Origin of the sequence: Pseudoduganella sp. (assembly GCF_041914865.1) — a bacterium.
Classification (GTDB): domain Bacteria; phylum Pseudomonadota; class Gammaproteobacteria; order Burkholderiales; family Burkholderiaceae_D; genus Rugamonas.
This window is the reverse complement of the sequence record NZ_JAYSCO010000008.1, coordinates 69932-96530: the sequence shown is the minus strand read 5'-3', so window position 1 is coordinate 96530 and position 26599 is coordinate 69932. Positions and strand designations below refer to the sequence as shown.

27 protein-coding genes and 1 tRNA gene are annotated in these 26599 nt (G+C 63.8%); 17 read left to right on the top strand and 11 right to left on the bottom strand.

The window, feature by feature from the left end:
* Window positions 1–35: 35 nt before the first annotated feature.
* Complete coding sequence (locus tag ACE3TQ_RS06090; RefSeq protein ID WP_374581081.1) at window positions 36–941, bottom strand: LysR family transcriptional regulator; 906 nt, start codon at window positions 939–941, stop codon at window positions 36–38.
* Between the two features lie 122 nt (window positions 942–1063).
* Between ACE3TQ_RS06090 and aceB the strand changes: the two genes are divergently transcribed.
* Entirely contained in the window at window positions 1064–2653 is a 1590-nt protein-coding gene (aceB, locus tag ACE3TQ_RS06085; RefSeq protein WP_374581080.1) for a malate synthase A, read from the top strand.
* Between the two features lie 49 nt (window positions 2654–2702).
* On the opposite strand, the gene ACE3TQ_RS06080 is transcribed toward aceB, so the two are convergent.
* Window positions 2703–3353 carry a 2-hydroxychromene-2-carboxylate isomerase gene (locus ACE3TQ_RS06080; protein WP_374581079.1) on the bottom strand — a complete coding sequence of 217 codons (651 nt, stop codon included), beginning with the start codon at window positions 3351–3353 and terminating at the stop codon, window positions 2703–2705.
* Window positions 3354–3364: 11 nt separating this feature from the next.
* Window positions 3365–4150, bottom strand: a complete 786-nt coding sequence (gloB, locus tag ACE3TQ_RS06075; RefSeq protein WP_374581078.1) for a hydroxyacylglutathione hydrolase — start codon at window positions 4148–4150, stop codon at window positions 3365–3367.
* A gap of 21 nt (window positions 4151–4171) precedes the next feature.
* Here gloB and ACE3TQ_RS06070 point away from each other — a divergent pair, with 21 nt between their 5' ends.
* From ACE3TQ_RS06070 to ACE3TQ_RS06055, 4 genes are all read left to right on the top strand, one after another.
* The gene (locus tag ACE3TQ_RS06070) at window positions 4172–4951 is read left to right on the top strand and encodes a class I SAM-dependent methyltransferase (RefSeq protein ID WP_374581077.1); all 780 of its coding nucleotides are present in this window, start codon (window positions 4172–4174) and stop codon (window positions 4949–4951) included.
* Window positions 4944–5384 (top strand): ribonuclease HI, encoded by a 441-nt coding sequence (gene rnhA / locus ACE3TQ_RS06065; RefSeq protein ID WP_374581076.1) that lies wholly within the window; start codon window positions 4944–4946, stop codon window positions 5382–5384. The genes ACE3TQ_RS06070 and rnhA overlap by 8 nt, the downstream gene beginning before the upstream one ends.
* 48 nt (window positions 5385–5432) lie before the next feature.
* Complete coding sequence (gene dnaQ, locus ACE3TQ_RS06060) at window positions 5433–6134, top strand: DNA polymerase III subunit epsilon (RefSeq protein WP_374581074.1); 702 nt, start codon at window positions 5433–5435, stop codon at window positions 6132–6134.
* A 12-nt stretch (window positions 6135–6146) separates the two neighbouring features.
* A tRNA-Val gene (locus ACE3TQ_RS06055) sits at window positions 6147–6221 on the top strand.
* 83 nt (window positions 6222–6304) lie between these two features.
* On the opposite strand, the gene ACE3TQ_RS06050 is transcribed toward ACE3TQ_RS06055, so the two are convergent.
* From ACE3TQ_RS06050 to ACE3TQ_RS06030, 5 genes are read right to left on the bottom strand one after another with little or no spacing between them, the layout of a single operon-like run.
* Entirely contained in the window at window positions 6305–6781 is a 477-nt protein-coding gene (locus tag ACE3TQ_RS06050) for a hypothetical protein (RefSeq protein WP_374581073.1), read from the bottom strand.
* The gene (locus ACE3TQ_RS06045; protein ID WP_374581072.1) at window positions 6778–7554 is read right to left on the bottom strand and encodes a lysostaphin resistance A-like protein; all 777 of its coding nucleotides are present in this window, start codon (window positions 7552–7554) and stop codon (window positions 6778–6780) included. The genes ACE3TQ_RS06050 and ACE3TQ_RS06045 overlap by 4 nt, the downstream gene beginning before the upstream one ends.
* Window positions 7551–8390 carry a hypothetical protein gene (locus ACE3TQ_RS06040; RefSeq protein ID WP_374581071.1) on the bottom strand — a complete coding sequence of 280 codons (840 nt, stop codon included), beginning with the start codon at window positions 8388–8390 and terminating at the stop codon, window positions 7551–7553. Before ACE3TQ_RS06040 ends, ACE3TQ_RS06045 begins: the two co-directional genes overlap by 4 nt.
* On the bottom strand, window positions 8387–8737 hold the full coding sequence (locus ACE3TQ_RS06035) for a hypothetical protein (RefSeq protein ID WP_374581070.1): 351 nt from the start codon (window positions 8735–8737) through the stop codon (window positions 8387–8389). Before ACE3TQ_RS06035 ends, ACE3TQ_RS06040 begins: the two co-directional genes overlap by 4 nt.
* 47 nt (window positions 8738–8784) lie before the next feature.
* The gene (locus ACE3TQ_RS06030) at window positions 8785–10428 is read right to left on the bottom strand and encodes a mechanosensitive ion channel family protein (RefSeq protein ID WP_374581069.1); all 1644 of its coding nucleotides are present in this window, start codon (window positions 10426–10428) and stop codon (window positions 8785–8787) included.
* Window positions 10429–10511: 83 nt separating this feature from the next.
* On the opposite strand from ACE3TQ_RS06030, the gene ACE3TQ_RS06025 reads away from it, so the two are divergent.
* The 3 genes from ACE3TQ_RS06025 (at window position 10512) to ACE3TQ_RS06015 (ending at window position 13850) form a co-directional block, all read left to right on the top strand.
* Window positions 10512–11462: a phosphate acetyltransferase gene (locus tag ACE3TQ_RS06025; RefSeq protein ID WP_374581068.1), complete on the top strand. Its 951-nt coding sequence runs from the start codon at window positions 10512–10514 to the stop codon at window positions 11460–11462.
* A 3-nt stretch (window positions 11463–11465) separates the two neighbouring features.
* Window positions 11466–12680 (top strand): acetate/propionate family kinase, encoded by a 1215-nt coding sequence (locus ACE3TQ_RS06020; protein WP_374581067.1) that lies wholly within the window; start codon window positions 11466–11468, stop codon window positions 12678–12680.
* A gap of 168 nt (window positions 12681–12848) precedes the next feature.
* The gene (locus ACE3TQ_RS06015; protein ID WP_374581066.1) at window positions 12849–13850 is read left to right on the top strand and encodes an alpha/beta fold hydrolase; all 1002 of its coding nucleotides are present in this window, start codon (window positions 12849–12851) and stop codon (window positions 13848–13850) included.
* A gap of 46 nt (window positions 13851–13896) precedes the next feature.
* Here the strand turns inward: ACE3TQ_RS06015 and ACE3TQ_RS06010 are convergent, their stop codons facing one another.
* The 3 genes from ACE3TQ_RS06010 to ACE3TQ_RS06000 are packed head-to-tail and all read right to left on the bottom strand — an operon-like array spanning window position 13897 to window position 15567.
* Complete coding sequence (locus ACE3TQ_RS06010; protein ID WP_374581065.1) at window positions 13897–14415, bottom strand: ferritin-like domain-containing protein; 519 nt, start codon at window positions 14413–14415, stop codon at window positions 13897–13899.
* Complete coding sequence (locus tag ACE3TQ_RS06005) at window positions 14408–14908, bottom strand: sensor histidine kinase (protein ID WP_374581063.1); 501 nt, start codon at window positions 14906–14908, stop codon at window positions 14408–14410. The genes ACE3TQ_RS06010 and ACE3TQ_RS06005 overlap by 8 nt, the downstream gene beginning before the upstream one ends.
* Window positions 14905–15567, bottom strand: a complete 663-nt coding sequence (locus tag ACE3TQ_RS06000; RefSeq protein ID WP_374581062.1) for a histidine kinase dimerization/phospho-acceptor domain-containing protein — start codon at window positions 15565–15567, stop codon at window positions 14905–14907. The genes ACE3TQ_RS06005 and ACE3TQ_RS06000 overlap by 4 nt, the downstream gene beginning before the upstream one ends.
* 130 nt (window positions 15568–15697) lie before the next feature.
* Here ACE3TQ_RS06000 and ACE3TQ_RS05995 point away from each other — a divergent pair, with 130 nt between their 5' ends.
* The 9 genes from ACE3TQ_RS05995 (at window position 15698) to ACE3TQ_RS05955 (ending at window position 26597) form a co-directional block, all read left to right on the top strand.
* The gene (locus ACE3TQ_RS05995) at window positions 15698–16204 is read left to right on the top strand and encodes a hemerythrin domain-containing protein (protein ID WP_374581061.1); all 507 of its coding nucleotides are present in this window, start codon (window positions 15698–15700) and stop codon (window positions 16202–16204) included.
* 16 nt (window positions 16205–16220) lie between these two features.
* The gene (locus ACE3TQ_RS05990; protein WP_374581060.1) at window positions 16221–16385 is read left to right on the top strand and encodes a hypothetical protein; all 165 of its coding nucleotides are present in this window, start codon (window positions 16221–16223) and stop codon (window positions 16383–16385) included.
* 163 nt (window positions 16386–16548) lie between these two features.
* Window positions 16549–18303 (top strand): glycoside hydrolase family 2 protein, encoded by a 1755-nt coding sequence (locus ACE3TQ_RS05985; protein WP_374581059.1) that lies wholly within the window; start codon window positions 16549–16551, stop codon window positions 18301–18303.
* Between the two features lie 7 nt (window positions 18304–18310).
* Window positions 18311–22120, top strand: coding sequence for an FAD-dependent oxidoreductase (locus ACE3TQ_RS05980; RefSeq protein WP_374581058.1), 3810 nt, complete (start codon window positions 18311–18313; stop codon window positions 22118–22120).
* 11 nt (window positions 22121–22131) lie between these two features.
* Window positions 22132–22902 (top strand): SDR family NAD(P)-dependent oxidoreductase, encoded by a 771-nt coding sequence (locus tag ACE3TQ_RS05975; protein ID WP_374581057.1) that lies wholly within the window; start codon window positions 22132–22134, stop codon window positions 22900–22902.
* Complete coding sequence (gene dgoD, locus ACE3TQ_RS05970; protein WP_374581056.1) at window positions 22899–24047, top strand: galactonate dehydratase; 1149 nt, start codon at window positions 22899–22901, stop codon at window positions 24045–24047. Before ACE3TQ_RS05975 ends, dgoD begins: the two co-directional genes overlap by 4 nt.
* The gene (locus ACE3TQ_RS05965; protein ID WP_374581055.1) at window positions 24041–24940 is read left to right on the top strand and encodes a 2-dehydro-3-deoxygalactonokinase; all 900 of its coding nucleotides are present in this window, start codon (window positions 24041–24043) and stop codon (window positions 24938–24940) included. Before dgoD ends, ACE3TQ_RS05965 begins: the two co-directional genes overlap by 7 nt.
* Entirely contained in the window at window positions 24937–25548 is a 612-nt protein-coding gene (locus tag ACE3TQ_RS05960; RefSeq protein WP_374581054.1) for a 2-dehydro-3-deoxy-6-phosphogalactonate aldolase, read from the top strand. The genes ACE3TQ_RS05965 and ACE3TQ_RS05960 overlap by 4 nt, the downstream gene beginning before the upstream one ends.
* Complete coding sequence (locus ACE3TQ_RS05955; protein WP_374581053.1) at window positions 25548–26597, top strand: aldose epimerase family protein; 1050 nt, start codon at window positions 25548–25550, stop codon at window positions 26595–26597. Before ACE3TQ_RS05960 ends, ACE3TQ_RS05955 begins: the two co-directional genes overlap by 1 nt.
* Window positions 26598–26599 lie beyond the last annotated feature (2 nt).

Below are 26599 nucleotides of genomic sequence, written 5' to 3'. Positions count from 1 at the left end.
AGGATTTTTTTTTGCCCATACACCGGGGCCCGTGGTCAGCGGCGGTGGAAGTAGCCGGGCTGGGCGTAGGTGCGGCGCAGGAAATCGACGAAGGCGCGGATGCGCAACGGCAGATGGCGCCGCTGGGCGAACACGGCGTAAATGTCGTTGCCCGGCGCCGAATACTGCTCCAGCACAGGCCGCAGGCGGCCCGCCTCGATATCGGCGCCCACTTCCCACATTGAGCGCCAGGCCAGGCCTTTGCCGGCCAGCACCCAATCGTGCAGCACCGCGCCGTCGTTGCAGCTCATATTCCCCGAGATCTTCAGCGTCACGTTTTTGTCGCCCTGGCGGAAGGTCCATCCGCGCTGGCTGCCTTCGCTGCTGATGGTCATGCAGTTGTGCCGCGCCAGGTCCTCCAGCGTTTTCGGCACGCCGTGCCGCTTCAGGTAGGCCGGCGTGCCCACCACCACGCGGTGGTTGTCCGCCAGCTTCATGCTCACCAGGTTGGAATCCGATAGCGACGCGATGCGGATCGCCACATCCACCCCTTCGCCAATCAAATCCACCACGCGGTCGTTCAGGTTCAGTGTCACCGTGACGTCACGATGCTCCGCTACAAAGGAGGGGATCAGTGGCGCCACGTGTTGGCGGCCGAAGCCGGCCGGGGCCGAGATCAGCAGATGCCCTGTGGCGCGCGCGCTGCGCTCAGCCACCGCAGCTTCCGCCGATTCAAGCTCGGCGAGGATGCGTTGGCAATCCTCAAGGAAGGCAGTGCCTTCGTCCGTCAGCGCCAGCTTGCGCGTGGTACGCTGGAGCAGCTTGACGCCGAGGCGGTGTTCCAGCGCATCGAGCCGGCGCCCGATCACGGCTGGGGCGATGCCTTCCGCGCGCGCCGCCGCTGAGAGGCTGCCGCGGTTGACCACCTCGACAAAGGTGGAAATTTGCTTGAATTGATCCATGCTAGCTCATTTGTGACTAAAACGCACAGATGATATGCGTTTTAGTCTTGTTTCACTATGTTTTTAGTCAATATACTGGAAAACATTAAATCACAACACTAATCATCTAACGGAGAAAGACTATGAGCATTACTCTGCCGGCAGGCATGCAAATCACAGGCGAAATCAAGCCCGGTTTCGAGCGTGTGCTGACCCCTGAAGCCTTGGCGCTGGTTGCCAAGCTGAGCCGCGAATTCGAACCGCGCCGCCAGGAACTGCTGGCCAAGCGCGTCGAGCGCGCCAAGCGCCTGGATGCTGGCGAGCGTCCGGATTTCCTGCCCGAGACTGCGCATATCCGCAACGGTGACTGGAAGATCGCGCCGATCCCTAAGGCGCTGGAATGCCGCCGCGTGGAAATTACCGGCCCGGTCGACCGCAAGATGGTGATCAACGCCCTGAACTCGGGCGCCGACTCCTACATGACCGATTTCGAGGATTCCAACACCCCGAACTGGGATAACCAGATCTCCGGCCAGATCAATATGCAGGACGCCGTCCGCAAGACCATCTCGCTGGAACAGAACGGCAAGTCCTATAAGCTGAACGAAAAGACCGCCACCCTGGTGGTGCGTCCGCGCGGCTGGCACCTGGACGAAAAGCACGTGACCGTGGACGGCAAGCGCGTCTCCGGCGGCATATTCGACTTCGCGCTGTTCATGGTGCACAACGCGAAAGAGCAGCTGGCACGCGGCGCCGGTCCATTCTTCTACCTGCCGAAGATGGAATCGCACCTGGAAGCGCGCCTGTGGAACGACATCTTCGTGATGACCCAGAACGAACTGGGCCTGCCGCAAGGTACGATCAAAGCCACCGTGCTGATCGAAACCATCCTGGCCGCCTTCGAGATGGATGAAATCCTGTACGAACTGCGCGAACACAGCTCCGGCCTGAACGCCGGCCGCTGGGACTACATCTTCAGCTGCATCAAGAAATTCAAGCTGGACAAGGACTTCTGCCTGGCCGACCGCGCCAAGGTCACCATGACGTCGCCGTTCATGCGCGCCTACGCGCTGCTGCTGCTGAAGACCTGCCACAAGCGCAATGCCCCGGCCATCGGCGGTATGGCGGCGCTGATCCCGATCAAGAACGATCCGGAAAAGAACGAGGTGGCGATGGGCGGCGTGCGCAACGACAAGGCGCGCGATGCGACCGATGGCTACGACGGCGGCTGGGTGGCGCACCCGGGCCTGGTGGAACTGGCCATGGGCGAATTCAAGAAGGTGCTGGGCGATGCGCCGAACCAGATCTCCAAGCAGCGTCCAGACGTGGAAGTTACTGCGGCCGAACTGCTGGACTTTAAGCCGGAAGCGCCGATCACTGAAGCGGGCCTGCGCTACAACATCAACGTCGGCATCCACTACCTGGGCAGCTGGCTGAATGGCAACGGCTGCGTGCCGATCCATAACCTGATGGAGGATGCGGCAACCGCGGAGATCTCGCGTTCGCAGGTGTGGCAGTGGATTCGTTCGTCCAAGGGCGTGCTGGAGGACGGCCGCAAGGTGACGGCGGAGATGGTGCGGGCGATGATTCCTGAGGAATTGCCGAAGGTGAAGGCAGCCGCGCCTGATGGGGCGACGCCGGCTTATGACCGTGCTGCGCAGATCTTTGAGAAGATGTCGACTTCGGAGGCGTTTGAGGAGTTCTTGACGCTGCCGCTGTACGAGGAGATCTGAACCGGGAACCCGGTAAACCTGGGTCAGACCCAAGGGTCTGACCCCTGGCTTAGCGGTTTTGGCGCGAGGCTAGCGGGGCGCGCGCCAGGAACTCCTGCAGCCGCGCTTCGTCGATACGGTGCCCGGCAATCCGTCGCAGCAGGGTGTCGATCCGGTCGGCGCCCCAGAACAGCTCTCCTTCGAATACGAAGCTGGGCACGCCAAAGACACCCTCTTTGATAGCCTGCTCCGTATTTCGCGCCAGCTCCGCCTTCACCTCCGGCGAAGAAGCGGCCGCCACCAGCGCCTCCCCATCCAGCCCGCAATCGCGCGCCACGCGCGCCAGCATGCCGAAATCCTGCGCATCCTGCCCCTGTTCCCAGCACGCCGCCATCACCGCCGATACAAAGGCGATGCGCTCGACGCGCCCGGTGATGGCCGTCGCCATGCGCAGCATCGGTAAAGGATTGAAAGGATGTCCCGGCGGGCCCGCAAACGCCAGTCCCTGCGCATCCGCCTGCCGCATCACGTCACGGAACGTCAGCACCCGCTTGGCCGGCACCTCCGCCGGGCCAACCAGGCCATGATGGTTCAACATGGCCGCAAACAGCACCGGCACCATCTCCACCTGCACGCCAGCCGCCTCGATACGGGCGATCTGCTTGGTGGCCAGCCACACGAAAGGGCTGATAGGGTCAACGTACATGCGAACGGATTGCATAACTCTCCTTGTCAGAAGTTGTTTTTCCACTCGCGCAGCGCGGCGAATACCGCAACGGGAGGCTCCCCGCCATGCAATTTGCCGGCTGCGCGCAATTGTGCCGCGATCTCAGGCTCACGATAACGCAGGAACGGATTTGTTGCACGCTCCACGCCGATGGTGCTGGGAACTGTCGGCACACCGCGTTCCCGCGCCGCCGAATCCGACGCCACACGCGCCTGCAAAGCCGCATTCCCCGGCTCCACCGCACAGGCGAAGCGCAGGTTCGACAAGGTGTATTCATGGGCGCAGAACACCTTGGTAGCTTCCGGCAGCGAAGCCAGCTTGCCCAGTGACTCCACCATCTGCCCCGGCGTGCCCTCAAACAGGCGCCCGCAGCCGCCGGCAAACAGGGTATCGCCGCAGAATACCCACGGCTCATCCCCATCGCGCACATAAGCGATATGCCCACGCGTATGGCCCGGCACATCCAGCACACGCAACGCCAGGTCCAGCCCGGGCACCGTGAGCTGGTCGCCTTCCCCCAGCGGCACGGTGACCGCCTGGATACCGTCATGCCGCGGCCCGAAGACCGGTACCTGGAAACGCTCCAGCAGGGCCGGCACACCGCCGATGTGGTCAGCATGGTGATGGGTGAGTAGAATGGCGGTAAGCGTCAGGCCATGTTCCTGCAAAGCAGCAAGAATTGGCCCCGCGTCACCCGGATCGACCACCGCCGCATTGCGGCCATCGTGGACCAGCCACAGGTAATTGTCCCGGAAAGCGGGCACGGTCAGGACGGAAACAGGTTTGCTCATGGGCTCAATCAAAGGGAATGCATGGATAGCGCAACATCGGACGAATCCATTATAGCGTTCGACAAATGGCTGGAAACACCGCCAGGGGCTTACGTGCGCGCCTGGGAGCAGCAATGCCTGGACAAAATGGTGGCCGACATCTTCGGCTTCAACGCCGTGCAGATCGGCATGCCGCAGATCGACGCGCTGGCCGCCAACCGCATGCCGCACCAGTGGCTGGCCGATATCCGCCTGCATCCGCGCCAGTCCGGCGCCGGCCGCGCCGTCGCGGTTACGCTGGACAGCGTGGAGCTGCCGTTCGCGTCCAACAGCATGGACCTGGTGGTGCTGCCGCATGTGCTGGAATTCTCGGCCGAACCGCACCAGGTGCTGCGCGAAGTGGAGCGGGTGCTGATCCCCGAGGGCCAGGTGATCGTCTGCGGATTCAACCCCGCCAGCCTGTGGGGCCTGCGCCAGCTGACAGGGCGCCTGACCGGATCGCACTACCTGCCCAAGGCCGGCGAGTTCATTTCCATGCCGCGCATCAAAGACTGGCTAAAATTGCTGAATATGGGCGTCAGCCACACCCATTTGGGCTGTTACGCCCCGGCCTGCCGCACCGAGCGCTGGCTGGCGCGCTACGGCTTCATGGACAAGGCCGGCGCCAAATACTGGCCGTATTTCGGCGCAGTGTATATGGTGCAGGCCATCAAACGCGTCAAAGGCATGCGCCTGATCGGCCCGGCCTGGAAGCAGAAAACCGCCACGGCACCGGTTGCAGTGCCGGCGGCGAACAAACACAAAGAAAGACTCGATGGATAAAGTAGAGATTTTTACCGACGGTGCATGCAAGGGCAATCCCGGCACCGGCGGCTGGGGCGCGCTGCTGGTAGCGGGTGAGGCTAAGAAGGAAATTTTCGGCGGCGAGCTGAATACCACCAACAATCGCATGGAACTGACGGCAGTGATCGAATCGCTCAAGGTCCTGAAGCGGCCGTGCGAAGTGGTGCTGCACACCGACAGCCAGTACGTCCAGAAGGGCATCAGCGAATGGATCCACGGCTGGAAGGCGCGTGGCTGGAAAACCTCCACCAGGGAGCCGGTCAAGAACGCCGACCTGTGGCAGGCGCTCGACGCCGCCCAGGCCCTGCACAGCGTCGACTGGCGCTGGGTGCGCGGCCACAATGGTCATCCTGGCAATGAGCGCGCCGACCAATTGGCCAACCTGGGCGTGGAATCGGTGCGCCGGAAATAAGGCCTGTTATACTGCTCAGCTTGCTACAAAACCCCATCGCGAAGATCTATGCGTCAAATTGTCCTTGATACTGAAACCACCGGCATTAACCCGAAACAGGGTAACCGCATCATTGAAATTGGCTGCGTTGAGCTTTACAACCGCAAACTGACGGGCAATAACTTCCACCGCTACATTAATCCGGAGCGCGATTCGGAAGAGGGCGCGCTGGCAGTGCACGGCCTGACCACCGAGTTCCTGCGCGACAAACCGCGCTTCCACGAAATCGTGGAGGAGCTGCGCGAGTACATCAAGGATGCGGAAGTCATCATCCATAACGCCCCGTTTGACCTGGGATTCCTGAACCACGAATTCGGCATGCTCAAGCTGCCGACCTTCGATTCCCACATCAACGGCGTGATCGATACCCTGGTCCAGGCCAAGGAAATGCGCCCCGGCAAACGCAACTCGCTGGACGCGCTGTGCGAACACTTCGGCATCTCCAACGCCCACCGCAAGCTGCACGGCGCGCTGCTGGACGCCGAGCTGCTGGCAGACGTGTACCTGGCCATGACGCGCGGCCAGAACAGCCTGGGCATGGATATCGTGATCGAGCAATCGAGCGGCGGCATCGACATCGGCGAAATCGCACTGGCCGAGGTCACCGTCCTGCGCGCCAGCGAGGCCGAAGCCGCCGCCCACGCGGAATTCCTCGACGGCCTGGACAAGGCAGTGAAGGGAACTTGCGTTTGGCGCACCCCTAGTCTATAATAGCGCCACTTCGGGAGGTTAGCTCAGGGGTAGAGCACTGCATTCACACTGCAGGGGTCGCAAGTTCGAAACTTGCACTTCCCACCAGAATTCATCAAATAAAGGCTTGCGATTCCGGTCGCAAGCCTTTTTTGTTTGGCGTGGGGAGGAGGGCTTGCGGGCAAGGTCTCCTAGAAGCGGCGGTGGCCCTCGTCGGCGTCGCAGCGGCCGGTGAATTTGATGAGTCCTTCGATCGTCATGACGCCCGTGCGCCGGTCAATCGACAAGGTCGGCTGATTCAGCGCGTTCAAGCGGAACTTTCCGCGGATCTGGTTGTGTCCGACGATCAGGTCATCAATGGGCCACCCATCGGGATTGGCGCCGGAATTGATCGGCGGAACAAGGCTTTTCGGCAGTTTGATTGTTCCACGCTCATTGTGAATCGATACATTGACTGCCGCCTCAAAACTGTCTTTTCCCGTTTCGACCCGCATCTTCGGAACATACTTGTGCTGGTCGGCGTCCCATTCAAAACCACTGTTCACCTGAGTGGTCGTCTTTTGCGCCCCGCCGTAACACACCAGCTGCAGGTCATCCCCGCGTGGTTCCTCGCCCTGGTCACCGGCAGCGGCGGCCATCGTCATCAAGATCGCAACAATAACGCTCATCGTTTCGTCTCCGTCGAAAGTTGCACGCGGGCGGAATGCCCGCGCATCAGGTACAAGCCATACAAAAAAAGGGGAAGGGCGATCAGGATGGGGCCGAACAGGGCCGCATTTGCCGGCGCACTGGTTTCGGAGCGCGGCGCCAAGGCAGCGCTCATCAGGGAAAAGTCCCACATGGCATGGACGAGCGTCATCGGCCACAGCGATCCCGTGCGTATGCGGATGGCAAGATAGCCGAATCCTTGCAGAAAGGCGCAAACGGACTGCAGCAGTGCCGCATCCCATAGCCCAGTGGTGAACACGTTGAGTGCGTGCGCCGCACCAAAGACTGCGGATGACAGCAACATCGCTGGCCAGATGGTGAAGCGGGAGAGGAAACCGGTGAACAACACACCCCGGAACATCAACTCTTCTGAAAGTCCAACGAGGGCGGTGTTGATGGCGACGAAGACCAGCACGCGTTGTGGCGGCAATCCATTCAGCATGTCGAGCGCCAGCATCGCGCTGGCATAGGCTAGTGGCAGCCACACGAGACGCCACGAGACCGCCTGCGGTGGCGCGCGAAGGCCCAGTGCGCGAGGATCGCCGTGGACCTTGATCACGCCGCATAGCAGCACTATCGCCAGCACCCACGGTAGCCCGATGCCGTTCGTGACGGTATCCGCAAGCGCCTGCTGTGGCCCTGGCGAAAGCCATTGACCAACCCCCACGGTCAGCAACAGCCAGGCCGCCAGGATCAGCAGGGAGTTTGATACCGTCAGCGGCAACCGCGTCATGGCGCCTTACGCTCTAAAGTATGCAACTGGTCCTTGCGCAGATAGTGCATTCCGTATAGCAGGCCGCCGGTCGGCCCGGAATGGCTTGGATCGCCCATGACGCGTACGATGATGTGGTCGGCGGCGTCCTCGACAACCTCCGCATTGCGCGCGAGCATGAGCTTTGGCGACAGCACGCCCGAAATCGTGGAACAAGCCAGGTGGTAGCTACCGACATCGGCACGATACAGCACCGCGCTCAACTCGCCGCGCGCATCGCGCTCAAGCATGCTGCGGAGGATGGATGCGGCTTGCCCCATTTCGGTTTGCAGCTTGCCGGCCAGTGCCGGGTCTTCGCCATGCAGCGCGGAGCGCGGCAAAGTGGTGGACAGGTGCGTCATGTAGCGCCCCATCCACTGGGGCGTGTCGATACGCGCCACCATCGCCAGGCGGTACTGCGCATCGCTGCAGTCGACCAGGTACGCCAGAGGGCGCAAGGCCACGCCTTTGCCGTCCGCACTCAGCATGGCGCTGCCACCCATGGCTTTTGCCATCGTCTGGTATGGGTCCAGTGCTTTCAGGCTTGCGCCTAACGAGCGGGCATCCTGCTTATGTACCGCAGACATCACAACATCGGTTACGAAGGGTACGGGGACCAGCAGTCCCGCCGCGCTATCGGTCGATACCAGGACCATCTGGCTGCCGGGGAAGGGCGTACTTTCCGCTGGCAGTTCGGCAGGCAAGGAGCGCTCGAGCACTACTCCGTCGCGCAACAGCTGTGGCGCCGGCGGCGTGCTGGCGCGCATGGAAGTACAGCCCGCCAGCGCGAGCGAGATCAGTCCAAGATAGAGTTTCATTTGAGGTCAATCTGGAGTCGGTAGTCTGCGGTGGCATTGCGGCGCGCCGCGCTTCGCATCAGGTAGACGGTGACGCGGTAGCTGGTATCAGAGGGGACAGTGGCTGCATAGTGGTTCCCTTTAATCGAGCCAATGAATTCAGCCTCTTCGGCCCCGGCCGCCTGCACGTTGAAGTACGCGGAACGGTTGCTGGACTTCAGTGTAACGCCCAGCTGTTGGCCGGCTTTTGCTTGAACGGTGTACTCCGCCGTCTGGGCGCCCTTTATGCGCCCCTCGTAAGGTGCCGCTGCGCTGAGTGTGCCGCAAAAGAGAAGGGCGTTAAGCGCCAGGACATATCTGGAGAGCATTGGATACCTTTAGCAATGAAATGTCTTTCTGCAATATTACCAAGAATTTACTCTTTCATCGTGACTTCCGATGGCGTACCGGACGCAAGGGAATGTGCCGGGTACCAGCGATCAGGCGGTACGGTCTGTGGATGCAGCGGTTCTTGCATGAAATGCGGCGACATGATCTGCACGCCTTCGCGGTTGAAGACGTCGAGCACGTTCTGATGCAGGCGGCTCAATAGTTCGGCACGCGTGCCGGGTGAACTTAGGGTGGAGCACGAGATGAGCTTGTACTCGATGTAGAAGTCCGACAGCGCGCACTGGATCACGTAGGGGCGGGGCTCCGCTGCAATGCCGTCCGTCAGCCTGGCTGCCTCCTCAAGCATCGCGTGCACCTGCCGCCAGGGCGTGTCATAACCGATCGTCACGGTTGTATCGAGCACAAAGGCGCCCGGCACGGCACGAGAATAATTCTTGATCGTATTCGATAAGACCCAGGCGTTTGGCATGGCCACGTCGACTCCCATCCCGGTACGCAAGCGGGTGTCGAATATCCCCGGCTCGACGACGGTCCCCTGCACATCACCGATGCTCACATAGTCGCCTTTGCGCAAGGCCCGCGTGTACATCAGGATCAGTCCGGATGCTCCCTGGCTGACGATGCTCGATGCGCCAATCGACAGCATCAGCCCCGCGAGCACGGTTACACCCTGGAAGGCGGCGGTATGCGCGCCGGGAAGGTAGGGATATGCCATTGCAAGGGCAAACAGCCAGATCACAACCACCGCCAGCCGGCGCGTCGGGACCGCCGTATCACAATCCAGCCAGCCAAACTGAAGTTCACCACTTTCAATCCGCTTGAAAACAGAGGCGAGCGTTGCGGTGGCAAGCCGGGCCAGCAGCACGATGATCACTACGATGACCAGGCCGGGGACCGCATTCGCGGCGCTGGTCGCCAGGCCAATTGCCGTGTCGAACAGGAATTGCTGCAGGCGTTCTCCCCAGATCCGGGCAAAGGGGATTCTGGCTAAAACGAAGGCCAGCCAGATATAGGCGCCGAGAAGCGCGGCCAGCCAGGCCAGGATGTCCAACGTCCTGCGCGAGAAATGGATCAGGTGTGCCGCGTCGAGCACCCGCACGTTGTGCACCTTGACCCGCGCGAGGCGGCGCCCGAGCACTGCTTCCAGCCGCCGATTCGAGTGACGCCTGATCGCGGCCAGGGCCCACAGCATCAGCGCGAGTGCAACGGTCGCCGCGGCGCAAAGGCCAAGCGCCTGCGCGATATAGCGCGGACTGTGCTGCTCGCGGCGCTCCTGGAGCGCCTTCTCGAGTTGGGCGGCACTCTCTTGCGCCAGGAGCTCCGGCGTGTCGCCGGCAAGGGAATTGACATCGCCCGGGGCGATCAGGAACAGCAGCGAGCCATCCAGGAGTACCTGCGTGCCTTCGCTGATCGACCGGATGCTCGGGCGTTGCGGGCCATTCTGCGCAAGTGCACGTTCAAGGCGCCGCTCGGCTGCATCCGCGCGCTCCTGTGGCGGATAGCCGCTTAGCGTCGAGCGGAAGGTAAATATCGTCCGTCCGCCCAATGCGAGTGAGGCGGCAGGTGCGGCAGCCTGGGACGGCGGCGAAGGCGGTTGCAACGCGGAGCAAAGCTGGCTGAATGCCAGCAGGGCGAGAGCAAGCAGGGTGCGAATCGTTTTAGATGTCATATGACATTCTGCGGCGCGATAGGAGATTAATGACTTTTACCAAATTTTACTGCTAAGATTGCCAAAAATCACATGGAGTTCCCGTGGAAATTGGGCAGGATCAATACCCGCATTATGAAAGCGTGATTGCGGCCGCGCGTAAGGCCGGCCCGGTTGCGGTGGCGCTGGCCCACCCCTGCGATGCGTATGCGCTGGAAGCGGCGCTGGACGCGGCCCGTCTTGGTCTGATCGAGCCCATCCTGGTCGGACCGGGCGAGCGGATCCGCAGCGCGGCCGAGGCGGCGCGCCTGGATATCGCTGCGCTGCCACTGGTGGATACCGAACATAGCCACGCCTCGGCGGCGCGCGCGGTGCAGCTGGTGCGGGAAGGGAAGGCTGCCGCCCTGATGAAGGGCAGCCTGCACACCGATGAACTGATGGCCGCCGTGGTGGCGGCCGATACTGGCCTGCGCACAGCGCGCCGGCTGAGCCATTGCTTCGTGATGGAAGTCCCGGGCCGCAGCGCGCCCCTGATCATCACCGATGCGGCCATCAATATCGCACCCACGCTGAACGAGAAGGCCGACATCGTACAAAACGCGATCGACCTGGCGCACGTACTGGAATTCGGCGAAGTAAGGGTGGCGATCCTGGCAGCGGTTGAGACGGTAAGCGCCAAGATGCCATCAACCATCGACGCGGCCGCGCTGTGCAAGATGGCCGACCGGGGCCAGATCACCGGGGCCGTATTGGACGGACCGCTCGCCATGGACAATGCCATCGACCCCGGCGCGGCCGCCATCAAGCACCTTGTTTCCGACGTGGCGGGCCGCGCCAATGTACTGGTCGCGCCTGACCTGGAAGCGGGCAATATGCTGGCCAAAAGCCTCACCTTCATGGCTGGCGCGGCCGCGGCCGGCATTGTGCTGGGCGCGCGCGTGCCGCTCATCCTCACCAGCCGCGCCGACTCGGTTGCGGCGCGGCTGGCCTCGTGCGCGGTGGCAGTGCTGGTGGCGCGTCGTAAACTGGACGGCGCGCGGATACTGGGAGGCTGAGTATTGGAGGCGGCCGACTGTATTATCGTCATCAACGCGGGTTCATCGAGTATCAAGTTCACGCTGTTCGTTGGGCCGGCATTGCTACCCAGCTTGAAAGGCAAGGTGGAGAACCTGTACCGGGGTACCACCCGGTTCAGCGCACAGGACTTCCAGGGTGCGGTGGTGGGCGAACGCAGCTGGGCCGACGCGCCGCTCGACCACCACGCCGCCATGGCTTTCCTGATCGATTTCGCTGGCGGCCACCTGCAGGGCCTGCGGGTGCGCGGCATCGGGCACCGCATCGTGCATGGCGGGGTGCGCTACAGTGGCCCGCAATTGCTGGATGACGAGGCGCTGTCCTATCTGGAAACACTTGCGCCGTTGGCGCCCCTGCACCTGCCGCACAACCTGGCGCCGGTGCGCGCGGTGGCGGCGCTGGCGCCGGGCGTGCCGCAGGTGGGCTGCTTCGACACCGCCTTCCACGTCGGCCAGCCAGCCCTGGCCCAGGCGTTCGCGCTGCCGGAATCGATTACCAGCCTGGGTGTGCGCCGCTACGGCTTCCACGGCTTGTCCTATGAACATATCGCGTACTGCTTGCCGTTGGCCGATCCGGCGCTGGCCAGTGCGAGGGTGGTGGCGGCACACCTGGGCAATGGCGCCAGCATGTGCGCCATGGCGGGTGGGCGCAGCGTCGCCAGTTCCATGGGTTTTACTGCCATCGACGGCCTTCCCATGGGCACCCGCTGCGGCGCGCTCGATCCCGGCGTCGTGCTGTACCTGGTGGATCAACTGGGCATGGATGTGGCGGCGGTGCAGAAGCTGCTGTACCAGGAATCGGGCTTGCTGGGCGTGTCGGGCATCTCGCCGGACATGCGCACCCTCGAGGCGAGTGCTGATCCGCGTGCGCAGTTGGCGATTGATTTGTTCACGTATCGCGCCGGCCGCGAGCTTGGTTCGCTCGCCGCGGCGTTGGGCGGACTCGATGCGCTCGTCTTCTCGGGCGGGATTGGCGAGAACAGTGCCCGCGTGCGCGCTGCAATCTGCCGCGACGCCGCATGGCTGGGCGTGGAACTGGACGCAACGTTAAACGCGGCCGCCGGGAGCGCACGCGCGGAAGCCGGCGGCGCGTTCCGCATCAGCACGGCCGAGAGCCGGGTGGCGGCGTGGGTGGTGCCCGCCAATGAGGAGCTGATGATTGCGCGCCATACATTGGCGCGGCTGGAGAGCCACGCGTGACGGGCGCCGTCTACCCGGACGTACTGCGCAAGCGTGCGCGGGTGGCCGGCGGGTGTGCATGCCTGTTCCGTTCGTCCTCGATTTCTACCGTTGGTCACGTTCCAGGAAGCGGATGCCTGTGATTTCCCGTTAAGCTGCGCTGGTTCGATTTCCGGTTAAGGATGGATCATGCGTGCGATTGTTCTTTTGATTGGGCTGATGCTGGCCAGCTTCGCTTCCGCAGGTGGCATTTCGTCGATGGAGAAAGTCAGGCTTGGCGGGGTGGAGCAGATGATCGGCATCCATGGGGCGGACACCAGCAAACCGCTCCTGCTCATCCTGCACGGCGGTCCGGGCTTTTCCGAACTTCTCTTGTTCCGCAGCTATAACCGCGACCTGGAGCGTGATTTTGTCGTTGTGAACTGGGACCAGCGCGGGGCGGGGCTTTCATACGACCCCCAAATGCCAGCTTCTTCGCTGCGCATCAGCCAGCTCGCGTCCGATGCGCACGAGTTGGTGAGCCTGCTGAAACAACGCTTTGGGCGCAACAAGATTTTCTTGCTCGGCCATTCGTGGGGGACAGTGCTTGGAACGCTTCTGGCGCGGGATTATCCGGGGGACTTTTATGCCTACGTCGGTGTCGGCCAGATGACCAATACGGTCGAGAACGAAAGGGCCTCGTTGGCTTTTGTCCTCGATAAGGCGCACAAGGACCGAAACGCCAAGGCGATTCGTGAGCTGGAACGTCTTCGGCACAACTATCCGTCCGCCGGACAGAAGGGCCTGGAAGACCTGAAAGCCCAGCGTGCCTGGCTGCTCCACTATGGTGGTGTGTTTTATGGCGACATGAACTCAGCGAAGCTGTTTGCCGGGGTCAGTTCGGAGGAAGCAGCGTTGTATCGCAATGCCCACGGTGCGGAGGGGGAGGCGGTTTCGCTGGCGATCCTCTGGCCAGAGCTGCTCGGCCTCGACCTCCCGCGTACCGCACGCAGCTTCGCTGTCCCCGTTTATTTCCTGCTTGGACGGTCCGATTACAACACTCCATGGGAACTGGCGCGTAAATACTTCGACCAGATTGAGGCTCCGCATAAGGAGGTGCTGATGTTTGAACGCTCCGGCCATTTCATTCCATTCGAGGAGCCGGCGAAATTCAATCAGTTCATGCGGGACCTGGCCAGCCGAAACCGATGAGGCACCGCCGCTGGCGCCGGCAACCGTGCTGCCCGCCGCCCGGATGTTAGTTCTTAGCCTTAACTCCCGGCCGAGCTGAGCGCGACAGGAAATGACTGGTTGTGCTGGGCAAGTGCTGCAGCAACCAGTCCGCCATCGCCACCTCCTGCTGCAGGATCTGCTCGCAGACGAGCTTGGTCTGCTGGTCGCCGACCGCTTCGGCGGCGCGGATCAGCACAGTGTAGCTGGCGATTTCCATGTGCTCGAATACATATGCCCCCATCGCTCCCTTAACGACTTCATCGCTGGACATCATGGCGACCGCGCTCTCGCCGAACGCCATGAGCTTGCCGGTGATGTCCTTTAAGGTGGATGGGCTGGTGCCCAGCCGCTCCAGGCAGCCTTCCAGCTGTTCGCGCTGCCAGCGGGTTTCGTTCAGGTGTTCGACAGTGCGCGCGTGCAGGTCGGGGTAGTGCTCAAGCCTGTCGGCCATTGTTTTCAGCATTGCTTCGGATTGCTGCTCCATGGCGTGCGCGTTGCGCAACCAGTCTGTCAGGTGCTCGCTTGCATCAATTGCGTCATTCATTGCTGCCTCCTTGGTTTTGGGTTTGATCGGACTGGCCGTTGCTCCCTGTCGCCGCGGCAGCGCCGAGGACGGGGCGCGGATCTTGCGGAATGTCGATGGCGAAGGAAGTCTGCTGCTCATTGCTGGCCACGATCACGCTCCCGCCGTGGCGTTCGGCGACGCTGCGCACGTAGGGCAGGCCAATCCCCCAGCCGGTCACGCCTTGCGGATGTTTGAATTCGACCCGGCGGAACAGCTGGAACAGACCTTCTATCTGGTCGTTTGGGATGGCGTTGCCCTGGTTGCTGACCTTCCAGGCGGCCCTGCCGTCGAAACAGCTGATCTCAACCTGGATTGGCGTGCCCGGCGGGCTGTACTTGATTGCATTGTTCAGCAGGTTTTCCATGGCGCGGCGCAGGGCCGGCTCGCTCCACATGCCGACCGTCCGCTCGCCGCTCAGGGTGATCTCGCGTTCCGATGTCAGGACCGCGTTGGCGACTACGTCTTCGCTCAATGCGCGCAGGTCGGTCTCGGCGAATTCCAGCGCTTGGCCGTGCCGGCGTGGGCGACCATCGTATCGAGCAGGTCATCCACCATCTTCTGCATCAGCGTCAGTTGCTTGGCAATGATCTGGGCCAGAACGCGGACGCGGTGGGCGTCGCGCGTTTCGCCAATCAGTTCGACCGCCATGGAGGCCGTACCGATCGGCGTGCGCAGGTCATGCGTCAACGCGGCGAAGAACTGCTCGCGGAAGCTTGCCTGTGCCAGCATGAAGCCGGCAATGGTGTCGCGTGTCGCGACATCGATTGCATTATTGACGCGCTCCACTTCCACTTCGCTCAGTTGCACACTGGCTTGCCGCCAGATGGTATGCACCACGGAGCGGAACAGGTGCAGCTCGTGCGCCACCGAGTGGGCGTCGAAGCCGGTCAGCCGGGCACGTTCCCCGCCGTGCTCGGTCGCGAGCGTCGAGCGGTCGTAGGTGGACGCTTCCCCGGTCGCTAGCGCGGCAAGGTGCCGGTAGAACATGGGCAGTGTATCGATCAGGACGGCCGTGGACACGGCTTCGGAGCGGTGCACATCGCTGCGCACCCGTGAAGTCCATTCGCTGAAGACCGCGTCCTGCAGCGCCATCAGGCGCTCGAACCGGGTGGGTTGGTCGGGTTCCTTCATGATGCGCCGACGTTAGCACATGGCGGCAAAAGAAGTCGCCGCCGTTCATGGCGCGCGTGTGGCAAGGCGCACATACCCGGTGTGCATTCACGGCGCATCCTTGTATCGCAATCAGGCAGAGGAGGAAGTTATGGATGCACTTAAGCTACTTATGCAGGACCACGCCTACACCAGGGCAATGTTTACGGAGTATGAAGCGCTGGGGCCGCGCGCCTTCGCCGGCAAGCGGCAGCTGGTCGAACGCATTTTCCGGGAACTTGAGCGCCACGCTGCAATCGAGGAAGAGATCTTTTATCCGGCCCTGCGCGAAGCGGTGAGTGACAGCGAAAGCCAGCTGGACGAGGCTGAGGTCGAACACGCCTCCGTAAAGGCGCTGTTGTCGCAGCTTGGGCAGATGGACTCGCGCGACGAACTTTACGATGCCAAAGTGAGGGTGCTGGGCGAGTACGTGGCCCATCATGTGAGGGAAGAAGAGGGTGGGATGTTCCTGCTGGCGCGCGCAGCAAAGCTGGACCTGGCTGTGCTCGGCGGCCAGATGGAGGCGCGCAAGGAAGAGATCGATGCCATGCCTGCTGGCCAGGTTGCCCCGAAGTGGAGGCCTTATGTCAACGTGGACCAGAACCAATCTTCGCACTGATGTCCAGACTGCCGCCGTGATCGAGCACGGCCTGGCAGTCCAGGGCATTGCCGGGCCGTCCGTGGCCTATCGCTTCCTGCTGCAGCGGCGCGTGCCGTTGGCGATCATCCGCCGTGTGATGGCTTCTCCCAGCGAGCAGCGCCAGGCTGGTGTGGTCGGGCTGGCGCCGGAATCGCGCTGAGCGGCTTGCATGCTAACCGGTGGAAGTTGCGCCTCGAATACATTCGGTAGTTAAAGGGTGTATGCGATTTTCACAAACATTTTCCGGTTCGTATCGTGAGCGCCCTGAAGCAGGTGCGCTGCTACGATGGCCCGACGAAAACTCAATTTGGGCAGGCGAGACAATGGGCGACTTTGAATACCCGCGACCGCAGCTGGTGCGCGAACAATGGCAGTCACTGAATGGCGAGTGGGAGTTTGAGTTTGATGACGAGCACCAGTTCAGCTTACCTGGTGACCCGATCCCGTGGTCGCGCCGCATCCGCGTACCGTTCGCACCGGAGTCGGCGGCAAGCGGCATCGGCGACACCGACTTCCATTCCGCTTGCTGGTACCGCTGCCGCTTCACGGTGGAGGAGCGCGGCCAGCGCACACTGCTGCATTTCGGCGCCGTCGATTACCAGGCGCGGGTATGGATCAACAACCATATGGTGGCGGAACATGAGGGCGGCCATACGTCGTTCATGGCCGATATCACCGACGAACTGGTGGATGGCGAACAGACCCTGGTGGTGTATGTGGAAGACGACCCGGCCGACCTGGCCAAGCCGCGCGGCAAGCAGGACTGGCAGCGCGAGCCGCACTCGATCTGGTATCCGCGCACCACGGGCATCTGGCAGTCCGTGTGGCTGGAAAACGTTGGAGCCACCTATATCCGGCGCCTGCGCTGGACCCCGATTTTCGACGGTTATGAGCTGGGCTGCGAGGTGCTGGCGGGCGGTGACGTGTGTCCGGGCCTGGCGGTGGAGGTGCGTGTCTGGCATGGCGAAAAACTGCTGGCCGCCGACAGCTACCTGCTGGTGGGACAGGAGGCGAACCGCAAGATCGCCCTGTCGGACCCCGGCATCGATGACTCGCGCAACGAAATCCTCTGGAGCCCGGAGCGCCCAACCCTGCTGGATGCCGAACTCACGCTGTACTGCGGCGACCAGGTGCTGGACCGGGTACGTTCCTATACCGCCATGCGCTCGGTCTCGATCAACCGCGACCGCTTCATGCTGAATGGCCGTCCCTACCACCTGCGGCTGGTACTGGACCAGGGCTATTGGGAGGAAAGCCTGATGACGGCGCCGTCCGACAACGACCTGCGGCGCGACGTCGAGCTGGCCAAGGCGATGGGTTTCAACGGCGTGCGCAAGCACCAGAAAATCGAAGACCCGCGCTACCTGTACTGGGCCGACCGATTGGGCCTGCTGGTCTGGGAGGAAATGCCCTCGGCCTACGCCTTCACGGCGCGCGCCATGACGCGCCTGCTGCACGAGTGGACGGAAGCGATCGAACGCGATTACAGCCATCCCAGCCTGATCGTCTGGGTGCCGTTCAACGAATCATGGGGCGTACCCAACCTGACGGCCGTGCAGGCGCATCGCAATGCCGTGGAGGCGCTGTACCACCTGACCCGCATGCTGGACCCGACCCGGCCGGTGATAGGCAACGATGGCTGGGAAGCGTCGGCCACCGACATCCTCGGCATCCATGACTATGATCCCGATCCGGAAAAAGTCCGCCAGCGCTATGAGGTCACCGACCCCGTGCGCACCCTGTTCGACCAGCGCCGCCCCGGCGGCCGCATCCTGACGCTGGACGGCTTCCCGCACCGCGGCCAGCCCATCGTGCTGACCGAATTCGGCGGCATTGCCTTCGACCCGAATGCGCCGGCCCACCACACCTGGGGCTACTCGCGCCAGAACACGGCGGAGGCTTTCCTTGAACACTATCGCTCCTTGCTGAAAGTGGTGAATGAGACGGTGATGTTCAGCGGCTTCTGCTATACCCAGTTCGCCGATACCTTCCAGGAGACCAACGGCCTCCTGAACGCCGACCGCACGCCCAAGATCCCGCTGGAACAGATCAGCGCCGCCACCCGCAATGTGCAGTAGGTGTGCCGTGCTGAAGCCACCTTGCCATCCCTTCGAAACCTTCTGGCAGGTAGGGTATGAGGGCGCGGACCATGTCAACCACGCGGGCCAGCCGCAGGACATGAACCTGGTCACCGGCCACCTGCAGTGCGCGCGCGAGGACTATGCGCTGCTGGCGCAGTTCGGCATCCGCACCGTGCGCGAGTCGATAGGCTGGCGCCTGGTGGAGCGCGACGGCCAGTTCGACTTCTCGCCTTTGCTGCCCCGCCTGCAGGCGGCGCGCGAGCTGGGCCTGCAGACCTGCTGGACCTTCTGCCACTATGGCTGGCCGGACGATGTCGACATCTACAGCGACGACTTCGTGCCGCGCTTCGTGCGCTTCTGCCAGGCCTGCGCGCGCTTTCTGGCGCCCTGGCTGGGCGATGAACCTGTGTATTCGCCGATCAACGAGCTGTCGTTCACGGCATGGGGCCTGTCGGTGCACATGTTCCGCTGCCGGAATATGTACCACGAACATGCGGGCGAACTGGGCAAGCGGCAGCTGGTGCGCGCGTCCGTCGCGGCCATCGACGCCATCCGCGAAATCTCGCCTGGCGCGCGCTTCTTCCAGTGCGACCCTTTGATCCACGTGATCGCCCCGCAGGACCGGCCCGACTGGGCGGCCCAGGCGGCCGGCTGGAGCGCTTCGCAGTTCGAGGCTCTGGACATGCTGTGCGGGCGGGTGGAGCCGGAACTGGGCGGCCATCCGCGCTACCTGGATCTTGTCGGCGGCAACTACTACCACAGCAACCAGTGGGAGAGCGGCACCAACCTGCGCCTGTGGTGGCACCTGGACGATCCGCGCCGGCGTCCCCTGCACGACATCCTGCTGGAACTGCACCAGCGTTACGGCCGGCCAGTGCTATTGGCCGAAACCAGTCACGTCGGCAGTGGCCGCGGCGTGTGGATCCGGGAAATGGCGGAGCAGGTCGCCATGGCGCACCAGCAGGGGGCTGAGGTGTGCGGCATCTGCGTCTATCCCGCCATTGACCGCCCGGACTGGGACAACGCCGACCACTGGCATCGCAGCGGCTTGTGGGACCTGGACCGCGAGGGTCCGGACCCGCTCGCCCGGGTACTTGTTGCCCCGTATGCCACCGCTCTGCGTCAATCGATACGGTTGACCGACCAACTATGCCAAACCGAGGAGAATACTATGCAAACCTTGATCGTTTTTTGCCACCTGCGCTGGGACTTCGTCTTCCAGCGTCCCCAGCACCTGCTCACCCGCCTTGCCAAGTATTACAAGGTGGTGTTTGTCGAGGAGCCGGTGTTTGAGGAGGGGGAGGCACGCATGGTGACTTCCCGGCCGGCGCCCAACCTGACGGTCTGCCAGCCGCATACGCCGGTGCAGGCGGTCGGCTTCCATGACGACCAGATCCCGCTGCTGCAACCGCTGGTGTCGGCCCTGGCGCCGGACGGCGAGGATGTGCTGGTGTGGTTCTATACGCCGATGGCGCTGCCGCTGCTGCAAGGCTTGCGTCCTTCGCTGGTGATTTATGACTGCATGGACGAGCTGAGCGCCTTCAAGAATCCGCCCAAACAATTGCTGCAGCGCGAGACGGCGCTGCTGAATATCGCCGACCTGGTGTTTACCGGTGGGCCCAGCCTGTATGAAGCGAAGCGTTCGCGCCACGGCAATGCGCATTGCTTCCCGAGTAGCGTGGATGCGGTGCATTTCGAACAGGCGCTGGACCGCAACAACGGCCATCCGCTGCACACCAGCATCCCGCGTCCGCGCCTGGGCTTCTTCGGCGTGATCGATGAGCGCTTCGACGCCGGACTGATCGCCGATATCGCCGATGCCCATCCGGAGTGGCAGGTGGTGCTGGTGGGGCCGATCGTGAAGATCGATCCGGCCTCGCTGCCGCAGCGGCAGAACGTGCACTACCTGGGCCAGCAATCATATAAGGCGCTGCCGCAGTTCCTGGCCGGCTGGGATGTCTGCCTGCTGCCGTTTGCGCTGAACGAGGCGACGCGCTACATCAGCCCGACCAAGGTGCTGGAGTACATGGCAGCCGAACTGCCGATCGTCAGCACGGCGATCCGCGACGTGGAGGAGCCGTACGGCGCCATCGTCGCCATCGGCCATGACCACAACGAGTTCATCGCCCATTGCGAGGCAGCATTGGCCCAGACGCCTGGCCAAGACGCCGCCATGGCGCAGGCCATGCGCGAGGTGGTGGCGCGCACCTCCTGGGATACGACCGCTGACCGCATGCGCGAGCTGATCGACCGCACGCCGCCGGGCGGCAAGGCGGCGCGGCTGGCGGGGAAGGGCGCGCTTGTGGATGATGCGCCAGCGCAGGGCGAGGCGGAACGCGCTTCGGGCGGCGGCTCGGCCACCGGCGCCAAGGTTAATCCCCTGCGTGCCGCCGCCAGCGGGCAGCGTTACGGCAGCATTGTGATCGGCGGCGGCCCGACGGGCCTGTCCGCTGCCTACCACATCGGCCCGGACAACCTGCTGCTGGAGCGCAACGCGACGGTCGGCGGCTGGTGCCGTTCGATCCAGGACGGCGGATTCACCTTCGACCATGCCGGCCATATCATGTTCTCCAACGATCCATACGTGCTGGAGCTGTACGACAAACTGCTGGGCGACAACCAGCACTGGCAGATGCGCGAGGCCTGGATCTACAGCAAGAACGTATACACGCGCTACCCCTTCCAGGGTGCGCTGTACGGCTTGCCGCCGGACGTCATCAAGGAATGCATCCTGGGCGCCATCGATGCCCGCTACGGCGAGCCGGCGGCCGGGTCCTGCGCCAGCACGCCCGTTGAGGATTGCTGCGCCGACGGCAGCGCCGAAGCGGCGCAGGCGAGCGCCGTGGCACGCGAGGGCCGCACGCAGAGCTTCGAGGAGTTCATTTACAAGGTATGGGGAGCGGGCATCGCCAAGCACTTCGCCATTCCTTACAACCGCAAACTGTGGACCGTGCCGCTCAGCGAGATGGAAACCTCCTGGCTCGGTGGCCGGGTGCCACTGCCCGACCTGGCTGAGATCATCGACGGTGCGCTGCAGCCAGTACCGCGCCCGATGGGGCCCAATGCGCGCTTCGGCTATCCCAAGCAGGGCGGCTTCCAGGCGCTGATGAACGGCTTCCTGCCGCTGATCCGCGGCAAGGTCGAACTCAAGGCCGAAGTGGCGCAGGTGCTGCCGGACGAACACGTGGTGACCCTGGCCGATGGCCGCCGCTTCCAGTATGAAAAGCTGGTCAGCACCATGCCGCTGCCGGAACTGGTGAAGCTGATCGGCGTCGCGGCACCGCCCGAAGTGCGGGAAGCGGCGCGCGGGTTGCGGCATATTTCGATCCGCTGCGTGAACATCGGCATTGCGCGCAGTGATGTGACGGATAAGCACTGGATCTATTATCCGGAGGACAGCATTTTCCACCGCATCTTCGTGCAGGGCAATGCCAGCCCGGGCTGCAACCCGCCCGGCGGCTTCGGCTTCACTTGCGAGATTTCCTATTCGCCCTGGAAGCCGCTGCCGCTGGACGGCGAGGCGCTGATCCAGCGCTGCATCGACGACGCGATCAAGGTCGGCTTCATGCGGGCCGACGACCGCGTCCTGGTGGCCAACCAGGTCGATATGCCGGTGGCCTATGTGGTGTACGACCACCAGCGGGCGCGGAACGTGGCTACGGTGCGCGATTGGCTGGCCCAGCACGATATCTACCTGGCCGGGCGTTACAGCGAGTGGGAGTACTACAACTCCGACCATGCCTTCCTCGCCGGCAAGCGGGTGGCGGAACAGGTGGCGCACAAGGCGAGCCGGGTGGCGCCGCGCGCTTCATGACGGGAGGGGCGATGGAACGCAAATGGGCACATTACCCCAGCCTGGCCGGCAAGCGGGTGCTGGTCACCGGCGGCGCCACCGGGATTGGCGCGGCCCTGGTGCTGGCCTTCTTGCGCCAGCAGGCGCAGGTCGCCTTCCTCGATATCGCGGCCGACGATGCGGAAGCGTTATGCGCGCGCATGAAAGCCTCCGGACTGGCGGCCCCGCTGTTCCGCCATTGCGACCTGACCGACCTGACCTCGCTGGAGGCCACCATCGCCTATTTCGCCGCCAAGATGGGCGATGTTGATGTGCTGGTGAACAATGCGGCGAATGACCAGCGCCACCAGCTGGAGGCCATCACGCCGGCGGAGTGGGAGCGGCTGACCGCCATCAACCAGCGTTCCATGCTGTTCGCCTGCCAGGCGGTGGTGCCGGCCATGCGGCGCCATGGCGGGGGCGCCATTATCAATATGGGCTCGATCGGCTGGCACATCAAAAGCGCGGGCTACCCGGCATATGCCATGGCCAAGGCGGCCGCCACCGGCTTGACGCGCGGCCTGGCGCGCGAACTGGGGCGGGATGGCATCCGCATCAATACCGTGGCGCCGGGCTGGGTCATGACGGAGCGCCAGCTTGCCCTGTGGGTGGATGCCGCGGCGGAGGAGGATATCCGCCGCAACCAGTGCCTGCAGACCAGCCTGATGCCGGCCGACGTGGCCGCGCTGGTGCTGTTCCTCACTTCCGACGACGGCGCCATGTGCACCGGGCAGGAATACATTGTCGATGCGGGGTGGTCATGAAGATCACACAGATCCAGACATTCCGCGTGCCGCCACGCTGGATGTTCCTCAAGATTGACACCGATGAAGGGATCAGCGGCTGGGGCGAGCCGGTCATCGAAGGCCGTGCGCGTACAGTGGAAGCCGCAGTGCACGAGCTGGGCGAACTCCTGCTGGGGCGCGATCCGGCGCGCATCAACGACCTGTGGCAAGCCATGTACCGTGGCGGCTTTTATCGCGGCGGCGCCGTGTTCATGAGTGCGATCGCCGGCATCGACCAGGCGCTGTGGGACATCAAGGGCAAAGCCATGGGCGTGCCGGTCTACCAGTTGCTGGGCGGCCTGGTGCGCGACCGGATGAAGATCTACAGCTGGGTCGGTGGCGACCGTCCGGCCGACATCGTGGCCGGCATCCAGACCCTGCAGGCGCTGGGCCTGAACACCTTCAAGATGAATGGCACCGAGGAGCTGGCGATGCTGGACAGCGCGCGCGCGGTGGATGCGGCGGTGGAGCGCATCGCCGGCATCCGCTCGGTGTTCGGCTATGAGATCGAGTTCGGCATCGACTTCCATGGCCGGGTGGCCTGGCCGATGGCCAAGCCGCTGCTGCGGGAGCTGGAACCCTACCGTCCCTTGTTCGTGGAGGAACCGGTACTGGCCGAGCAGGCGGAGTATTACCGCCGCCTGTCGGATATGACCAGCATCCCGCTCGCTGCCGGGGAGCGCATGTACTCGCGCTTCGAATTCAAACGGGTGCTGGAGCAGGGCGGGCTGGCGATCCTGCAGCCCGACCTGTCGCATGCCGGCGGCATCAGCGAGTGCCTGCGCATCGCTGCCATGGCCGAGGCCTACGACGTGACGCTGGCGCCGCACTGTCCTTTGGGGCCGGTGGCGCTGGCGGCCTGCCTGCAGGTGGACTTTGTGTCGTACAACGCTGTGCTGCAGGAACAGAGCATGGGTATCCACTACAACCAGGGTGCGGAGCTGCTGGACTATGTGCACAACGCCGCCGACTTCCGCATGGACGGGGGCTATATCGAACCGTTGCCCTTGCCGGGCCTGGGTGTGGAGATCAACGAAGAACGGGTCATCGAGGCAAGCCGCGCCGCGCCGGACTGGCGCAATCCGCTGTGGCGGCATGCCGATGGCAGCGTGGCGGAGTGGTAGCCCAGTCCCTCCTGCTGGGAATCGACTGGGGCACCAGCAACCGGCGCGCCTACCTGGTGGGCGCCGATGGCAAGGCAGTGCGCCAGCATGAGGATGGACAAGGCGCGCTGGCCGCGCGCGGCCGTTTCGCCGAAGCGCTGCAGGAACTGCGGGCGGAGATGGGCGTGGATGCCCAGGTCCCGGTCGTCATGTCGGGCATGGTGGGCAGTGCGCTGGGATGGCAGGAGGTAGCCTACCTTGACCATAGCGTGCCCTTGCCGCGCCTGCCCGAAACCCTGGTACCGGTGGCCGGAGCGCCGGGCTGCTTCATCGTCCCCGGCTATTGCTACCGCGACCATGGCAGCGTGGACGTGATGCGCGGCGAAGAGACCCAGCTGTTTGGCGCGCTGGAACTGCGCCATGGCGATGGCCTGTACGTTCTGCCGGGCACCCACAGCAAGTGGGTGGAACTGGCGGGAGGCGTCATCCAGCGCCTGACCACCTTCATCACCGGCGAGCTGTTCGCCGCCCTGCGCAGCGGCGGGACCCTGGCGCCGCTGATGGATGAAAGCGAAGACGCCCAGGCGCTGCGCGCGGGCGCCGAGCGAGCGCAGCGTGCGGACGCCTTGTCGCACACTCTGTTCGAGGCGCGTGCCCGGGTTGTCAGCGGCGACGCCCCCGCAGCCTCCACCCGCTCCTACGTGAGCGGGCTCCTGATCGGCACCGAGTTTGCCGCGCGGCGCGCGGGCACCGGCGCCGATACGTTGCCCGTGCTGCGGCTGATCGCTGCGCCGGGACTGGAGGGGCCTTACCTGCAAGTGGCGCAAATGCTCGGCTACTCAACCCAACTGATCGACCCAGGGCAGGCATACTGCGCCGCTTTGGCGCGCTTCCTGGAGGTGCAAGCACCATGAATATCGACGATTTCCAGCCACCCCTGGTGGCAATACTGCGCGGCCTGACGCCGGCCGAGGCGCCGGCCGTGGCGGAAGCCCTGTTCCGGAGCGGCTTGCGCCTGCTTGAGGTGCCGCTGAACCGCCCCGGTGCATTGGAATGCATCTGCATCATCGACGGCATGAAGCCAGCGGATGCGCTGGTGGGCGGCGGCACCATCCTTTCGGTGCAGGAGGTAGAGAGCGTGTACGAGCATGGCGGGCGCGTGGTGATCGCGCCGAACTTCAATCCCGACGTGGTACGCCGGGCCAAGGAGCTCGGCATGCTGGCGATGCCGGGCGTTGCCACGCCGACCGAGGCGCTGGCGGCGCTGGCGGCAGGCGCGGATGCCGTGAAATGGTTCCCGGCCGAAGCACTGGGGCCGCTCGGTTTGCGCAGCGTGAAGACGATATTGCCGCCGCAGGCGCGTGTGTGGCCGGTGGGCGGCGTCAGCGCTGGCAATCTTGGCGATTGGCGGCGCGCCGGCGCCGATGGCGTCGGCATTGGCGGCCGCCTGTACGAGCCGGGCTTGCCGCCGGCGGAGCTGGAGAGCCGGGCGCGGGAACTGCTGGCCGCGTGGCGAGCGTGATGAGGCCCTCCGTTTGCGGACGTGTTTTTGGTGAACTGGCCCATGGCGCACCCGTCCACGAGTACACGCTGGACAACGGGGCCGGCATGCAGTTGAAGGTGCTGGACTACGGTTGCATCATCCGTCGCTGGACGCTGGCGGCGGGGGATGGGAAGGAAATCGACATCGTGCTTGGCTTCGATACGCTGCAGGACTATGAGCGCGACCGGTCCTATATGGGCGCCTTGGTCGGACGCTTTACGAACCGCATCGACGGTGGCCGCTTTGCGCTGGATGGACGGCGGTTCCAGCTCGACCAGAATGAAGGCGAGCACCACCTGCACGGCGGCGCGGCGGGGTTCAGCAAACAGCTTTGGCAGGCACATGGCGGTGCAACCGCCGCTTCGGCGCGCCTGAACCTGTATCGTTTGAGCCCTGCCGGCGAGGGCGGCTACCCGGGCAACCTGCTGGTGATGGTGACTTATGAATTGCTGGCGTCGGGCGCGCTGCGCTGCATGTACCAGGCGGTGGCGGACCAGGCCACACTGTTCAGCATCAGCCAGCACAGCTACTTCAACCTGGCCGGCCACGGCGACGTCCTGGGCCATGAGCTCTGCATCGATGCCGAGCATTACCTGCCGGTGCGGCCCGACCTGATCCCGACAGGGGCAAGGACGCCCGTGGCCAATGGGCCGTTCGACTTCCGCCTGTCGCGCCGTATCAGCAGCGGCTTGTGTTGCGATGATCCGCAGCTCGTGCTGGCCGGAGGATACGACCATAACTTCGTGCTGGCCGGGATTCCCGGCCCGCATGCCAGCCTGACGGAGCCGGTCTCGGGGCGGCGGCTGGAAATCTATACCGATAGCCCGGGAATGCAGTTTTACAGCGGGAATTACCTGGACGGCACGCTGGCGGGGCAGGGCCGCGTCTTCGAGCGGCACGCGGGACTCTGCCTGGAACCGCAGCAGTTCCCGGACGCTCCCAACCACGCATCTTTCCCGCAGCTGGTTTGCCGGCCCGGCGTGCCGAGCAGCATGTCGGCGCTTTACGCACTGGATAACTGGAGGTAGTT